This is a genomic window from Winogradskyella sp., assembly GCF_013213975.1.
In the GTDB taxonomy this organism is placed as follows: Bacteria; Bacteroidota; Bacteroidia; order Flavobacteriales; family Flavobacteriaceae; genus Winogradskyella.
Genome location: NZ_JABSST010000020.1, coordinates 25093 through 40345, shown reverse-complemented (window position 1 = coordinate 40345; position 15253 = coordinate 25093). Strand labels below are relative to the sequence as shown.

The window sequence follows — 15253 nt, the reverse complement described above, 5'->3', positions numbered from 1 at the left end:
ATGAAACAGATTACTATTGCAATTGTTATGCTATTCTCGGCAAGTGTTTTTGCCCAGACTAATGTAGAATTGAAAGCACACTATGAAGCTTATTATAAGCAAATGAAGCAGCAAGGCGATGTACAAGGTATAATCAATGCTATGACACATCTAAATATTTTGGAACCTAATGTTGCAAGACAGGACACTTTAGCCTATCTCTACCTATCTGAAGGTAAGTACATGCAAGCACTTAATACTATTGGTATTGAGAAGAAAGCTACAGACTCAGATATGAATGTTGAGGTGAAAGCATTAGCGCTTAAAAACCTTAATCAGCCTAAATTAGCCTTAGAGCACTATGAAGTACTTTTTCAACGTAGTCCTAATGTCTATTTAGCTTACGAAATGGCAGATATGAAGATTCAAATCGGTGACACTGCTGGCGCAAAATCTAACATTGAATACGGTTTAGCAAATGTAAAAGACGATATGAAGCGCGCGTTTTATGAAACACAGCAGCCATATGAAACTTCAATGAAAGCTGCTCTTTTATGTCAACAAGGGTTATTAACTTTCACTGAGAATAAGACTGCTAATATTGACGCTGCTATTAAATTAATGAACGATGCTTTAGCAATAGATCCTAATTTTAATTTAGCTAAAGTGAGTAGACAAGCATTAGAAAGTCAAAAAGCACAACAAGCTGCTGCTTCTGCAAAAAATTAATTGATATCATATCAACAAAAAATGCTGCCATAAGGCAGCATTTTTTGTTTCTATAAATTCGGTATTACCAAATTCTAACGCGTTCCTCTGGAGGTAAATACATCGCATCACCTTCCTTAATTCTAAATGCTTCATAAAAGGCATCTACATTTTTCAATGGCTGTGTCGCTCTAATATGACCTGGTGAATGTGGATCTGTATTAATTTGATTTCTCAAGGCTTCATCTCTAATTAAAGTTCTCCAAACGGTTGCCCAAGACATAAAGAAGCGTTGCTCTGCAGTAAAGCCATCAATATCTTCAGGCCTTCCATTTTCCTTAAAGTATAGCTGTAATCCATCATATGCACCTAATACTCCTCCAAGGTCTCCAATATTTTCGCCTAAAGTAAATGCGCCGTTTACATAAACACTGTCTAACACTTCAAGAGCAGAATATTGATCTACTAAAGCTTTCCCTCTATTTCCAAACTCTGTTAAATCTTCTGGCGTCCACCAATTATTCACATTTCCATCCGCATCAAACCTTGCTCCAGAATCATCAAAAGCATGTGAAATCTCATGACCAATAACAGCACCAATACCTCCATAATTTACAGCTTCATCTGCAGTATAGTTATAAAATGGAGGTTGTAAAATCGCCGCTGGAAATACAATTTCATTGTTTAACGGATTAAAATATGCATTGACCATTTGTGGTGGCATGCCCCATTTTGTCTTGTCTACAGGCTCGTTAATATCACTTAAATTTTTCTTCTGTGACCACGCGCCAACAGCAATCATATTTTCAGCATAAGAATTACCTTCTTCTACCTGTAAATCAGAGTAATCTTCCCACTCATCTGGATAAGCAATTTTTACAGTCATCTTGTCTAATTTCTCAATGGCTTTAGCTTTAGTCACTTCACTCATCCAATCCAATTTATTTATTCGATTTTGGAATGCAGTAATTACATTAGCGATCATTTTTTCAGCCTTTTCTTTAGCTTCAGGTGGAAACTTAGCTTGAACATAAAGTTGACCAACAGCTTCACCTACACTACCATCAACGGTACCAAGAGCGCGCTCCTCAGCAGGAAGCATTGTCTTTGAACCTCTTAAGGTTTTACCGTAAAATTCCCAACTCGCTTTTTCAATTTCAGTTGTTAAAAAGCCTGCTGCACTATTTAAAGTACTCCAATCCATTAAGGTCTTAATATCTTTAATAGATGTAGTCTTTAAAAAAGCATCCATGGCTTTCATGTACTTTGGCTGCATCACCAACAGGGTATCTACTTGTTTGTCTATACCCATATCATCCATAAATTTTTGCCAGTTAATCGCTGGTGCCATAGCCTGTAAATCTGCTAAAGAGGTAGGGTTATTAAAGTTTCTAATATCTCTGCTTGACACTTTATCTAATCTTGGTTCAGCAAGTTGCGTTTCCATAGCTAAGATCCTGTCTGCTGCAGCTTTAGCATCAGCTTCTGAATAATTGATATACTGAAGCATTCTTGCCACATGAGCAACATATTGTCCTCTAATTTCTTTGGTCTTTTCATCTTGATCTAAATAGTAATCGCGTTGTAATCCTAATCCAGCTGGAAATACCCAAGCTGTATTCATGCTACTATCATTAAGATCTGGATTCGCCCCAATACCTGCAAATGGAGCAGAAACACCAAGTGTTGAGGCAAAAACAGTTTGCATATCGCTTAAGTTATTAATACCTCCAATCTTATCTAGTAAAGGTTGAATTGGTGAAATACCCGCTTCATTACGTGCTATAGTATCTAGTTCAGATTCAAAAATAAGTAGCGCTTTTTGCTGATCTGATCCTTCTTTATAGGTTCCTAGTTCCTTCGATGTGTTTAATATGCTTAGAACATCTTGTCGTGTAGATTTGCGTAAAACACCGAATCCTCCCCAACGCGACTCGTCGTCTGGAATTGCATTTGTTTCTAACCATTTACCGTTTACATACTTGTAAAAATCGTCTTTTGGACTTATGCTAGTGTCCATATTTTCCAATATAATTCCTGGAATTTTTTCCTCTGCTAAAGCAGTGTCGTTCTTGGCTTCATCTTTACATCCAACAAACGCAAAGAATGCCAAACCTGATATCGCTAGAACGCGACTAAGATTGGTTCTCATAATGTGATTTTAATTAATTCGAATTTCTTGTAGTTAGTAATAAGACCGCTTTAAAGGAAAATTGTTACAAATCAATTCAATTTTAACAAGTGGTCATTTAATACTGCGATTGTATTTTCTCTCCCTTATCTCTAATTAATTTCTTATTAATCAGAAAGTTGAGATTTGAAAATGCCACAACAACCTCCTTAACACTCTCTAGTTTTAATCGCTTGTCTATATTATCTAAAGTTAAATTTTCGTTCAATCGTAATAGTGTAGTCTCTACGATAATAACTCTAGATTCTATAGGATTAGTTCTAAGCGCATCCGGTAGTTCTATCTTAAATGTCTCAATAAATTTTTTCAAAAGCTTGTTATCACCATTGAAAAATGAAAGATCCCCTTTCTTCAAATAGCCCACTTGGATTGCTAATTCCTGATACTTTTCCCATTCTTTAACTGCGTTTTCTCCATCAGTACTCAATGCATAATCGGCATATTCAAATTTCTCTATGATTTCGGCTGTAATTTTAAAGGCAGTGTCGTCCTTCTCTGAGGTTTCAGTATCAGAAGTAGTCTGTTGATCACCAGAACAGCTTAGCAACATAATAAACACTAAATTAAAAAGGACTAATCCTAATTTCATTGTCAGTACAATTTGCTTGTAAATATACTTAAACTAATATTCTAATCACCTAGTATAATCTTAAAGTTAAGATTGTCAACTTCCTAGAAAACGTTCTTTTTTTCTGAAGATTTTAATTATTTAACACCCTATTTCTTATTATTTTTGAGAATTATATAATAATTAATATGTCCTCAAAAATTTTAATCATTGGAGCAGGTGGCCAAATAGGCTCAGAATTAACGACTAAGCTCAGAGAAATTTATGGCCAGAGCAATGTCATTGCCAGTGATATTAACACCAGAAACTTGGAACTGGTTAATTCTGGCCCCTTTGAAATCATTGATGCTAAGAATTTTAATGCAATTAAGGACTGTTGTAAAAACTACGAGATAGACACCGTTTATTTAATGGCAGCGCTATTAAGTGCTACAGGCGAAAAGTACCCAATGGAAGCTTGGGACCTTAACATGAATTCTTTGTTCCATGTTCTTAATCTTGCCAAAGGAGGTACTATAAAAAAGGTGTATTGGCCAAGTAGTATTGCTGTATTTGGACCAACAACACCAAAGGAATTTACTCCTCAGCATACCATTTGCGAACCCACTACGGTATATGGCATAACAAAACAAGTCGGTGAGCGTTGGTGTGAGTATTATCACAACAAATACGGCGTTGATGTAAGAAGTTTACGTTATCCTGGGATCATTAGCCACAAAACTATGCCTGGTGGTGGTACTACAGATTATGCTGTAGAAATTTATCATGAAGCCATTAAGCATGGCAAATACGAATGTTTCCTATCAGAAAACACAAGCTTACCTATGATGTTTATGGATGACGCCATTAAAGCCACGATAGACCTAATGCAGGCTTCAGCCGAAGATTTAACCATTAGATCCTCTTATAATTTATCAGCGATTTCATTCACGCCAAAAAATATTTATGAGAGCATTAAAAGCCGTATTCCAGAATTTGAAATTACCTACCAACCCGATTTTAGACAAGCTATTGCAAATAGCTGGCCATCATCAATAGATGACACTATTGCGCGACATGACTGGAGCTGGCAGCACAGTTTTGATTTAGATGCAATGACGGATACTATGCTAAATGAATTAAAGAAAAAGTACCAATAAGATTTTACTTTATAAAACAAAAAAGCCTGATAAAATTATCAGGCTTTTTTTGCTCCTCAGGTTGGGCTCGAACCAACGACCCTCTGATTAACAGTCAGATGCTCTAACCAACTGAGCTACTGAGGAAGATCTTTTTTCGCTTTAGCGAGCGCAAATATAAATTATTTTTTAATCTCTACAATATGAAAACTTATTTTTTTAACGTGTTATCGCTTTAAAAATATCATTACCGTTAGCAAATAATACTAAAGCAATGAGGATAAAGAATCCAACGATCTGTGCACGCTCTAAAAACTTTTCACTGGGTTTACGTCCTGATACCATTTCATATAATAAAAACATTACATGACCACCATCTAATGCTGGTATTGGTAACAAGTTTAAAATGGCTAACATAATAGATAGAAAAGCTGTTAATTTCCAGAAAGCTTCCCAGCTCCAGAAGTCAGGAAAAATGTCATAAATCGCTTTAAAACCACCTAAGCCTTTGTAAGCTCCTGTTTTAGGATTAAAAATGGCTTTTAATTGTGCAAAATAGTTAACAATGGTTGAGGTAAACTTTTTACCTCCTGCTGCAAAGCTTTCTCCAAAGGAATATTCTCTTTTAATAACTTCATAGTAGCCCAATTCAATAAATCTTTTCGCATCAATTAATCTAAAAATATTAAGCTTAGCATCATTATTTACTTCAAGTTTTCTTGTAATGGTCTCATCGCCACGTAACACTTCGGCAGTCACTGTTTGACCTTTCAAATTTTTTAATTCATTTTCAAACAAATCAAAGTAGTCTAAAGTTTTACCGTTGAGGCTTAAGATAACATCACCTTCTTTTATATCTACACTTTTATTAACTGAGGAGTCCGGAACAGATTCTACAATAAATGGATAGCGGTATTTATATAGGTTTTTACTACCCTCATCGGATAACTGACCCAAAAAATTCTCTGGAAGATTAATTACTTTTTCTTGTCCGTTTCTATCTACAGTGATTTGTTCTGCTCCAATAATATATTGTCCGATTTCAGAATCCTTCTCGATACGTTGATCATTAATGGCAAGGACTTTATCGCCAGTTTCAAACCCAGCATCTAATAGCACTTGGTTTTCAATAAGATAACCACCTCTTAAACTGTCAATTTTTATATCAGTATCACCATAAGTAAAAGACACAAAAACATATATCACATAAGCCAAAATAAAATTAACGGTAACACCACCTAACATAATTATTAGACGTTGCCATGCTGGCTTGGATCTAAATTCCCAGGGTTGTGGTGGTTGTGCCATCTGCTCCTTATCCATGCTCTCATCTATCATTCCAGCAATCTTAACATACCCACCGAGAGGTAACCAACCTATACCATAAACAGTTTCTCCAATCTTCTTTTTAAAGAGTGAATACTTCACGTCAAAGAACAAATAGAACTTCTCAACCTTAGTTTTAAATGCCTTAGCTGGTAAAAAGTGACCTAACTCGTGCAAAACAATGAGAAGGGATAAACTTAGTAAGAATTGGGATATCTTAATTACAAATTCCATGTAGTTATTTTCAAATTTCGATTGACAAAAGTAAGGTTTTCAAGGCATTTAGAAAATAATTGTATTTCTTATCGATTTATTTTTAACAGCATTTTATTAATCAAGAAGTTGAAAGCCTACTATTGTGTTAAAAAAGTTCTGAAAAACTAGCTTGAATCTTACCTTTGCACTCGGATTTAAAACTTTACTTTATGTCGTTTCTAGGGTTTTTTAAGAGTTATAAAAATTTCGGAATTTTCTTCACTGTGTTATGTGTTGTAATCATAGTACTTATCTATAATATTTTAAACGTAAAACAACCACTGCCTGTTTGGCAACCTGGTATGGTCAGTGAACAATTGGTGGATAGTACCATTCAGCATAAAATGAAATACCATACGATAGCTGATTTTAGCCTAATTAATCAAAATGGTGAAACAATTACTCAAGAGACTTATAAAGATAAAATCTACGTTGCTGATTTCTTTTTCACAACCTGTCCTACCATTTGTCCTATCATGACAGATCATATGTATCAAATTCAGAAAGAAATTATAAATGATGATGACGTTATGCTTCTATCGCATTCCGTAACACCAAATATTGATAGTGTAGCTCAACTTAAAAAATATGCGCAAGAAAAAGGGGTGATTGATAGTAAATGGAATTTAGTCACTGGTAATAAAAAGCAAATCTATGAGTTAGCGCGTAAAAGCTATTTGGCTGTTAAAACGCAAGGTAATGGCGATGAGTATGATATGATTCATACCGAAAATTTTATGCTCATTGATAAAAAACGACAAATTCGAGGATTTTACGATGGCACCAATCCAGAGGATATTGAGCAACTTCTTGAAGACATAGAAACCCTTAAATCGGAGTCCTAAATTCTTTATAAAGCGTTTCAGCTAGTAGATTATTTCACTTATTTTTGCTTTTTTAAAATTAATCTAAATAAGCCAAGCTTGACATTAGCAGATTTAAAACGTGGACAGCACGCCGTAATTACAGATGTTTCTTCCAAAGAAATTCCTCTTAAATTATTAGAGATGGGTTGTTTACCGGGTAATTCTGTTGAATTAGTCGCTATTTCCTCTTTTTCTGACCCCATGTACCTCAATATCAATGGTTCTCATTTGGCCATTAGAAAAGAAACGGCTAACCATATTTTAATCGCGTCTATAGATGAGTAAGCAGATTAACGTTGCCTTAATTGGAAATCCTAATACGGGAAAAACTTCGGTTTTTAATGCGCTTACTGGATTAAATCAAAAAGTTGGTAATTACCCTGGTATTACCGTAGATAAGAAAGAAGGAACTTGCAAGCTTGCTGACGGCACAAAAGCTCACATTTTAGATTTACCAGGTACTTACAGTCTTAATGCATCGTCTTTAGATGAAAATGTAGTTATTGAATTACTTCTTAATCGAAACGACAAAAACTTTCCAGATGTTGCTGTTGTTGTAACAGATGTTGAGAATTTAAAACGTAATCTTTTGTTATTTACACAAATAAAAGATCTTGAAATTCCAACAGTTTTGGCTATTAACATGTCTGATCGTATGGCTTACAAAGGCATTTCATTAGACATTCCTTACTTAGAAAGCCAACTTGAAACCAAAATTGCTTTAATAAGCACTCGAAAAAATAATGGTATTTCAGAACTTAAAGAACTCATAGCTAAATACGACTCTTTATCTACCAAACCCTGTTTAAACGCTTCCTCAATAGATCCTGAATATTTTGATAGTCTTAAAAAAGCTTTTCCAGATCAATTACTATATAAACTATGGTTGGTTATTACGCAAGATGTGAATTTTGGTAAAACTGATCGCGCTACTATCGAAGCTGTTAACAACTTTAAAACTAAGTCTGAAACAGACCTTAAGCGATTACAACAAAAAGAAACTATAAAACGCTACCAGTTTATTAATAACACGCTCAAAAAGGGACAAACCATAGATTTAGCTAACGCTAAAGATTTTAGAATTAAAATAGACAGAATTCTAACCCATAAGGTTTGGGGTTATGTGATTTTCTTCTTTATCCTCTTATTGATGTTTCAAGCGGTCTATGATTGGGCAACCTATCCTGCAGACTTAATAGATCTAGGTTTTTCTAATCTTGCGGACTGGGTAAAAAACACACTTCCTGCTGGTGCTTTTACAAACCTATTAGCTGAAGGTATTATTGCTGGAATCGGAGGCATTATGGTATTTATTCCCCCAATTGCTTTCCTATTTCTTTTTATATCAATACTAGAAGAAAGCGGCTATATGAGTCGCGTGGTTTTTTTAATGGATAGACTAATGCGACGTTTTGGATTAAGCGGTAAAAGTGTTGTACCATTAATTTCTGGAAATGCTTGTGCTATACCCGCGGTTATGGCAGCTCGAAATATTGAAAGTTGGAAAGAACGACTCATAACCATTCTTGTTACTCCTTTTACAACCTGTTCGGCAAGATTACCTGTTTATGTTATTATCATAGCACTAGTTATTCCCGAAGGGACATTTTTAGGCTTAAGCTACCAAGCACTTACATTAATGTCTTTATATGCATTAGGTTTTCTAACTGCTGTATTTGCAGCCTTTATCTTAAATAAAATCCTGAAGATTAAAAGTAAATCTTACTTTGTCATTGAGATGCCGAGTTACAAGATGCCGCTTCTTAAGAATGTAGGATTAACTGTTTTAGAAAAAACAAAAACCTTTGTATTCGAAGCTGGTAAAATCATATTAGCAATTTCAATTGTATTGTGGTTTTTAGCATCCTATGGACCTGGTGAACAATTTAATAATGCTGAGGCCATTGTTACAGAAAGACATCCTAATCTATCAGAAGATGAGCTTAATGATTTAGTCGCAGAACATAAATTAGAGCACTCATATATTGGTATAATTGGAAAAGGAATGGAACCTGTTATTCAACCTTTAGGTTATGATTGGAAAATAGGTATTGGGTTAGTGACGTCTTTCGCCGCAAGAGAGGTTTTTGTCGGTACATTAGCCACCATTTACAGTATTGGAAGCGCTAACGATATTGAAGACGAAGACGAAGCCATGTCAACCATAAAAAATAGAATGGCAGAAGAAACACATAGCGATGGAACAAAAGTATTTACGCTAGCATCCGGCATTTCGCTACTGTTATTTTATGCGTTTGCTATGCAATGCATGAGCACCCTGGCCGTCGTGAAACGTGAAACAAATTCATGGAAATGGCCATCGTTGCAATTGGTATTCATGAGTGGATTTGCTTATATTGTTGCTTTAATAGCATTTCAAGTATTAAAATAATGAATACGATTATTCAAAACATACTCGTCTTTTCTACTTTGGCATTGGCCGTTATCTTCCTAGTAAGAAAGTTTATTTGGAAACCGAAAAAGGCAACGAAATCTTGTGGTGCAAATGACGACTGTGGATGTCACTAATTCTTAGAACCTACTCTGTTTTTGAAGTCAAGGTGTCAAACTCCAAATAATAATTACTATTAATTTGATTGAAATCTGCCTTTGGATAAGGCAATAACTGTAAATTCTTAATTGAAATTCCATTAGATGCAAGTAGTCCTGTAAGAAACTCTGTCATACCATATGGGTAAAATGTAAGATTTAACTCCTGAAGTAAAGCCCTCTTATCATAAACAGCAAGTCCAACAATAACTTCACCACCACGTATACAGGTAACCTCCTTTGGACAGCGTGCATCTAGTGAAAGCGTTTTAAATTCAATTTTTAAATGTTCTACCAAAACGGTTTTACCAAATGCAATTTTATAATGTTTAACTTTAGTTGTCGTTGAATCTTGTGCCGCCATTCCAAGTGAACACAGAAAAAAGAGAATAAATAATAGTCGATTCATGTGGTTGTGTTTGCTCTAAAGACGAGGATAATTTATCAATATGACAAATAATATTATCCGAGTCCAACATCTAAGGTCATCATTACAATAAAACCACCAATAAAACCAAGCGTTGCGATGTCTGTATACTTATCGCGTTGAGTTTCAGGAATTACCTCTTCAACCACAACAAAAATCATTGCACCTGCCGCAAAAGCCAAAGCATATGGTAAAATCGGTGTAAAAAATGTAACAGCTACAGCACCGATAACAGCAGCTATTGGTTCTACAATTGCAGACAATTGCCCATACCAAAAGCTCTTAAACTTACTAGCACCTTGTCTTCGCATTGGCATAGAAACAGCTAATCCTTCAGGAAAATTCTGAATAGCAATACCTAGTGCTAATGCCACTGCTCCACCTATGGTGGCTTCTGGAATACCTGCCGCGACTCCACCAAATAATACACCCACCGCTAAACCCTCAGGTATATTATGTAAGGTAATAGCTAATACTAATAATGTTGTTCTGTGCCAAGGTGTTTTCAACCCTTCTTTTTCACTCTCTTTGAAATTGATATGTAAATGAGGTAAGATTTTATCTAATCCATATAAGAATAATGCGCCTAGTCCAAAACCAACTGCGGCTGGAATTACCTTTACAAAGCCTTCACCTGGACTCATTTCTATACCTGGTGCCAGTAAACTCCAAAAACTCGCTGCTACCATCACACCACCAGTAAATCCTAACATGCCATCTAAAACAGCTCGATTCATTCCTCTAAAGAAAAAGACTAGCGATGCACCTGCAGCTGTTAAAATCCAAGTAAATAAAGAGGCATATAATGCTCCTAAAATAGGATCAATTGATTCGAAGTACTCTATTATGCTTTCCATTTTTTTGTATTGTTGTTTTATTAATCGATTTAATTGAAAATCATCTGTAATTTCCTAATTTCCTTTATGCAATTTCACATAAATATTGTTAGTTATAGCTTTAGACATTACAATAGCATCGTCATTTATTATAATATTCATTGACTGGTCAAAATCTTCTTTATCTTCTAATTGCAGTGCTGTACCAATGCCAATTTTATACTTATCTAAATACTTCAAAAAATCTGAAGATGAATCCAAGACACCGACGCAGGTATAAGATTTTCCAACCTCAGCCTGAGATAAAAGAATCTTATTTGTCCTGTGAATTTGTCCGTTTTTATCTGGAATAGGATCCCCATGAGGATCGTGTGTCGGAAAGTCTAATAAAGCCTCTAATTCGTTAATAAGTTTCTGCGATTTAATATGTTCTAATTGCTCGGCTACGTCATGAACCTCGTCCCAAGCAAAGTTTAACTTGTCTACTAAAAAAACTTCCCAGAGACGATGCTTCCTAACAATATCTACTGCTGCAAGCCTGCCCTTTTCGGTAAGATGCACTCCTCTGTATTTTATGTATGTGATTAAATTCTTATCTGCCAACTTCTTTAGCATGTCTGTTACCGAAGATGCCTTAGCGTCTATTTTTTGGGCAATAGCATTAGTACTAACTTCCGACTGCGTTGACTGACTAATATGATAAATCGCTTTTAGATAGTTCTCTTCTGTTAGTGTCGTTAGCATGATAGTTTATTTTAAAAATGCTGCCATTTCTTTAGGAGACAGGTAACGATAATAGCGTTTTATAATATTAAACTGTTGATCTAAAATAACAGTTGCAGGTAATTCCAATTCTTGATTTTCTCTGCCAGCAAGAAGTTCTGGAATTTGATGAAAAGCTCTTCGTTTTTTCCCTGTATTAAGATTTCTAAATTCCCTCCCACCAAATTGTATGGTGTCGGTAGACTCTACATTGAATTTTACGGCGTAATAGGATTGATAAAGCTGTCTAATAATATCTGGTTTAGAATACACTGCCTTCTCCATTTTCTTACAATACACGCACCAGTCTGCATAGAAACTAATGATGACTTTCTTAGGCTTATCAGTTAATGCATTTTCAAGTTCTTCAAACGTTAACCAGTTAACCTGCTCATCTGATTTAAAACTTAAAACAGACAATGCTATGCATATTATGGCGAATAATCTTCTCATTAGTGCATTTTACCAATTTTGATACCAATAAAAAATGTTCTTGGAAGGGCTGGACCATAAATATAATCAGAATCTCTTGTCGGACCGCTTTCAAAATCGTCCTGAAAACTGTTGAATGCATTCTTAACTCCAACATTTAAGGTTAACTGAAATTCTTCAGAGACGTCGAAATGCGTTTCGGCATTAAGATTTAAATCAAAAAACGAATCACTTTCAACTAAACTCAAAAACCCTGAATCACTTACAACACGAGGCACAATCATAGATCCTGTAAAGGTTCCTGTGGCTGATAAACTGAACTTATCGCTTGGTGTCCAATTCGAATTTAAATAACCATAAACATTTGGGTTTCTAGTGAACTCATTAATTAAAATATCTCCCTCAGTTGGAACACTGCCATCCGCTTCATATAATAATTGTGGTTCATTATATTCCGACTGCTGTAACGTACCGCCGATTTGAAACAACCATTTCTTGGATGGAGAGACTCCAAATTCAAAGTTGGCCCCATAAACCTTCGCACCTTCACCATTTCTTACCTCTTCAACTATAGAACCATTAGGCAATTGGGCTGCTGTACTCACTAAGGTGAATGGATCTTCTAAACTAGTGTAAAACCCTTCTAATAGAAAATTAGTTTGTGTGGTATTGAATTCTTTTGTCCAATTTAAAGACCCTGTAAAGGCATTAGAGAATTCCGCTTCAAGATTATTGGAAAGAATTACAAATTGTGGCTCTCCTCCTACTGATGAGATATGCAAATCTTCATTAAATGCTTGAGGAGCTCTAAAACCTCTCGCATAACCACCTCTAAATTTTAAATCATCTGTGAGCTGATATGCTAAGGTTAATCTTGGGTTTATGGTTGTTTGAGAAATATCTACATTTCGTGAAATATCACCAACTGAATATGTTCCTTCTACATTGATATGATCAATTCTTGAACCAATTAATGCTGAGAATCTTTTATTTGGTTTCCATTCGTATTGCGCATACAGACCAACAGCATTAACACTTTGATCTATATTTCGATTATAGCCTACAATCTTATCCTGAGTATTACTAAAATTATATTCGATACCGGAGGTTAAGATGTCGCGCTTAAAATTATTGGTCATTTGAAAGCCACTCGCAATAGCCAAGTCTTTAGTCATACCATAAGCATTTAAAGCCGTAAGACTATCTTGTTCAGTTCTACCACCACCCAAACCACCATAATAACTATCTCTATCTGTAAATTGTACCGAACTATAAACTGAATAGAAATTGGTGTTAGCAGGATTGTGAAAATCGTAACTCGCACCACCCAAAATAGTATTATGTGTTAATTCTTCGGTAATATCTGTTAAATGTGGAGGCAGTTCTAATCGATCACCACCACGACGATACTCATTTAATACAGTTGCATCTAAGGTAATACGACTTCTATCTGTTGGTTTATGATATAATTTAGTACCAAAGGTGGTATTTTTAAGTTCTACCATCTCAGTAAATCCATCTCCATTAGCATCCCATTCTTCACGATTTCTATGTATTCCATAAAAAGTAGCACCAGAGTTTAAGTTATCAGAAACCAAAGACGCATTAAAATTGAGAATACGATCTGGTGTGTCACCATCGACTAACCCAAGATAACTCCCTACCTCCCATGTATTTAAAACAGGATCTTTAGTGATAATATTCACTGTACCTGCTATAGCATTAGAGCCATACAATGCCGAACCTCCACTTCTCACAATCTCAACTTTATCTACAATCTGAGTTGGTATTTGCTCTAAACCATAAACACTGTTCAGGGCACTAAAAATAGCACGACTATTCACCAAAATCTGAGAATAACCCCCATCCAAACCATTGAGTCTTACTTGGGTAAATCCACAATTTTGGCAGTTATTCTCAATACGTACACCAGGTGAATAATTTAAACTTTCAGAAACAGCTATGGCTTGCGTTGCATTTATGAGTTTTTCTCCAAGAGTATTTACAATTATTGGTGCCTCTTTTTTATTAACACGATTTCGTGTTGCACTTACAACTACTTCATCTAGTCCTAATAAATCTTCTACCAATTCGATGACTAGGGTGTTCTTATTGGATTTACTTATGGTTATTGAAGCTTCTTTTGGTCTGTAGCCTAGAGCTTCAACATCTAATTGATACTCACCTAATGGCATAGCTAAGGCAAATGCACCTACTTCGTCAGAATAGGTGGTGTAGGTTTTTGACGAATTTTTAAACTTTAAAGATGCAAAGGATACAGGCTCATCACCTGCACGGATAACCCCTTTCACTGGCTCATTTTGGGCTAAAAGAATCGCATTAAAATTCAGGAAAAACAGGAAAGTCCTAATTCGCATGGCAACAATTTTTATGCAAATATAAAAATATTTTTAGACTCATCTAAATTTTAATCATTTTAAACATGAACATTAATTTCTAGGCAAAAATTTTGTCATTTTATAGATATTATATTAATTTGAATTTAAAATTAAATTTGGTTTAAGATGAAAAGATATGTTTCTATAATAATATTGGTATTTTCAGTATTTCTTTTTCAAAATTGTTCAAGCGTTAAAGTTTTAGACTCTTGGAAAAGTGACGATGTCTCTAATGTTAAGAGTAGGAATTTTTTAGTTGTTGCGCGTTCAAATAACAAGCAAGCGCGTTTAGCTTTTGAGAATGAAATTGTAAAACAAATGACTTCGAAAGGTTATAATGCAACTGCAAGTTATTCTAAATTTGGTGATATGAAACCAAATGACGAACAATCTGAGGCGAATCAAGAAAAGATTAAAAAACTTCTAGATAATGAAGGTTTTGACGGTGTTGTATTAACTGTAATGAAAGATTACCAAGAAGAAACTAGACTAGAACGAGATGGTGGTTATTATGAAGGTGGTAATTATTATGGATATTATCCAAGATATTATGGTGGTTTTTACCGATATTATGGGCACCCTATGTCAATGACAACACTCGGAAATTATGTTCCTGAAACCATTACTGAAAGAACATCTAAAATTTATATTTTAGAAACTACTATTTACGATTTAAAGGCCGCCGATGACAAACAGCTTGTTGCCATTGTAACCAGTAAAATCGATAATCCCGAGAGTGCTACAGAAGCTGCATCAGGTTACGTAAAAAAGGTCGCTGCCAGTTTAAAATAGGCAATATCTACATCATATATTGTCCTTAAATTTTAATCGCGTTC

Annotated in this window: 15 protein-coding genes and 1 tRNA gene; 7 read left to right on the top strand and 9 right to left on the bottom strand. The window is 35.0% G+C overall.

Annotated elements, in window-relative coordinates:
• Positions 1 to 708, top strand: a 708-nt coding sequence (locus HRU49_RS04410) for a hypothetical protein (protein WP_296354552.1), incomplete at its 5' end; no start/stop codon positions are given.
• A 64-nt stretch (positions 709 to 772) separates the two neighbouring features.
• Here HRU49_RS04410 and HRU49_RS04405 read toward each other — a convergent pair.
• Both HRU49_RS04405 and HRU49_RS04400 read right to left on the bottom strand, forming a co-directional pair.
• Positions 773 to 2839 carry a M13 family metallopeptidase gene (locus HRU49_RS04405; protein ID WP_296354551.1) on the bottom strand — a complete coding sequence of 689 codons (2067 nt, stop codon included), beginning with the start codon at positions 2837 to 2839 and terminating at the stop codon, positions 773 to 775.
• A 97-nt stretch (positions 2840 to 2936) separates the two neighbouring features.
• Positions 2937 to 3467, bottom strand: a complete 531-nt coding sequence (locus HRU49_RS04400) for a hypothetical protein (RefSeq protein WP_296354548.1) — start codon at positions 3465 to 3467, stop codon at positions 2937 to 2939.
• Positions 3468 to 3634: 167 nt separating this feature from the next.
• Here HRU49_RS04400 and HRU49_RS04395 point away from each other — a divergent pair, with 167 nt between their 5' ends.
• The gene (locus HRU49_RS04395) at positions 3635 to 4585 is read left to right on the top strand and encodes an NAD-dependent epimerase/dehydratase family protein (protein WP_296354546.1); all 951 of its coding nucleotides are present in this window, start codon (positions 3635 to 3637) and stop codon (positions 4583 to 4585) included.
• A 52-nt stretch (positions 4586 to 4637) separates the two neighbouring features.
• Here the strand turns inward: HRU49_RS04395 and HRU49_RS04390 are convergent.
• Positions 4638 to 4711: transfer RNA gene (locus HRU49_RS04390), tRNA-Asn, on the bottom strand.
• A gap of 72 nt (positions 4712 to 4783) precedes the next feature.
• Positions 4784 to 6124: an RIP metalloprotease RseP gene (gene rseP / locus HRU49_RS04385; protein ID WP_296354544.1), complete on the bottom strand. Its 1341-nt coding sequence runs from the start codon at positions 6122 to 6124 to the stop codon at positions 4784 to 4786.
• A 191-nt stretch (positions 6125 to 6315) separates the two neighbouring features.
• Between rseP and HRU49_RS04380 the strand changes: the two genes are divergently transcribed.
• The 4 genes from HRU49_RS04380 to HRU49_RS14665 all read left to right on the top strand — a co-directional run bounded on the left by HRU49_RS04380 (position 6316) and on the right by HRU49_RS14665 (position 9540).
• A complete protein-coding gene (locus HRU49_RS04380) occupies positions 6316 to 6990 on the top strand; it encodes an SCO family protein (protein WP_296354542.1) in 675 nt (224 codons plus the stop codon).
• A 78-nt stretch (positions 6991 to 7068) separates the two neighbouring features.
• A complete protein-coding gene (locus HRU49_RS04375; protein WP_296354541.1) occupies positions 7069 to 7296 on the top strand; it encodes a FeoA family protein in 228 nt (75 codons plus the stop codon).
• The gene (gene feoB / locus HRU49_RS04370; protein ID WP_296354538.1) at positions 7289 to 9403 is read left to right on the top strand and encodes a ferrous iron transport protein B; all 2115 of its coding nucleotides are present in this window, start codon (positions 7289 to 7291) and stop codon (positions 9401 to 9403) included. Before HRU49_RS04375 ends, feoB begins: the two co-directional genes overlap by 8 nt.
• The gene (locus HRU49_RS14665) at positions 9319 to 9540 is read left to right on the top strand and encodes a FeoB-associated Cys-rich membrane protein (protein WP_363146265.1); all 222 of its coding nucleotides are present in this window, start codon (positions 9319 to 9321) and stop codon (positions 9538 to 9540) included. Before feoB ends, HRU49_RS14665 begins: the two co-directional genes overlap by 85 nt.
• A 10-nt stretch (positions 9541 to 9550) precedes the next feature.
• Here HRU49_RS14665 and HRU49_RS04360 read toward each other — a convergent pair whose 3' ends face one another.
• The 5 genes from HRU49_RS04360 to HRU49_RS04340 are packed head-to-tail and all read right to left on the bottom strand — an operon-like array spanning position 9551 to position 14396.
• Positions 9551 to 9970: a hypothetical protein gene (locus tag HRU49_RS04360; protein ID WP_296354535.1), complete on the bottom strand. Its 420-nt coding sequence runs from the start codon at positions 9968 to 9970 to the stop codon at positions 9551 to 9553.
• A gap of 53 nt (positions 9971 to 10023) precedes the next feature.
• Positions 10024 to 10845 (bottom strand): ZIP family metal transporter, encoded by an 822-nt coding sequence (locus HRU49_RS04355; RefSeq protein ID WP_296354533.1) that lies wholly within the window; start codon positions 10843 to 10845, stop codon positions 10024 to 10026.
• 54 nt (positions 10846 to 10899) lie between these two features.
• Positions 10900 to 11568 (bottom strand): metal-dependent transcriptional regulator, encoded by a 669-nt coding sequence (locus HRU49_RS04350; RefSeq protein WP_296354532.1) that lies wholly within the window; start codon positions 11566 to 11568, stop codon positions 10900 to 10902.
• A gap of 6 nt (positions 11569 to 11574) precedes the next feature.
• A complete protein-coding gene (locus tag HRU49_RS04345) occupies positions 11575 to 12039 on the bottom strand; it encodes a thioredoxin fold domain-containing protein (protein WP_296354531.1) in 465 nt (154 codons plus the stop codon).
• Positions 12039 to 14396, bottom strand: a complete 2358-nt coding sequence (locus HRU49_RS04340; protein ID WP_296354529.1) for a TonB-dependent receptor — start codon at positions 14394 to 14396, stop codon at positions 12039 to 12041. The genes HRU49_RS04345 and HRU49_RS04340 overlap by 1 nt, the downstream gene beginning before the upstream one ends.
• Positions 14397 to 14543: 147 nt before the next feature.
• On the opposite strand from HRU49_RS04340, the gene HRU49_RS04335 reads away from it, so the two are divergent.
• Positions 14544 to 15209 carry a hypothetical protein gene (locus tag HRU49_RS04335; protein ID WP_296354526.1) on the top strand — a complete coding sequence of 222 codons (666 nt, stop codon included), beginning with the start codon at positions 14544 to 14546 and terminating at the stop codon, positions 15207 to 15209.
• Positions 15210 to 15253 lie beyond the last annotated feature (44 nt).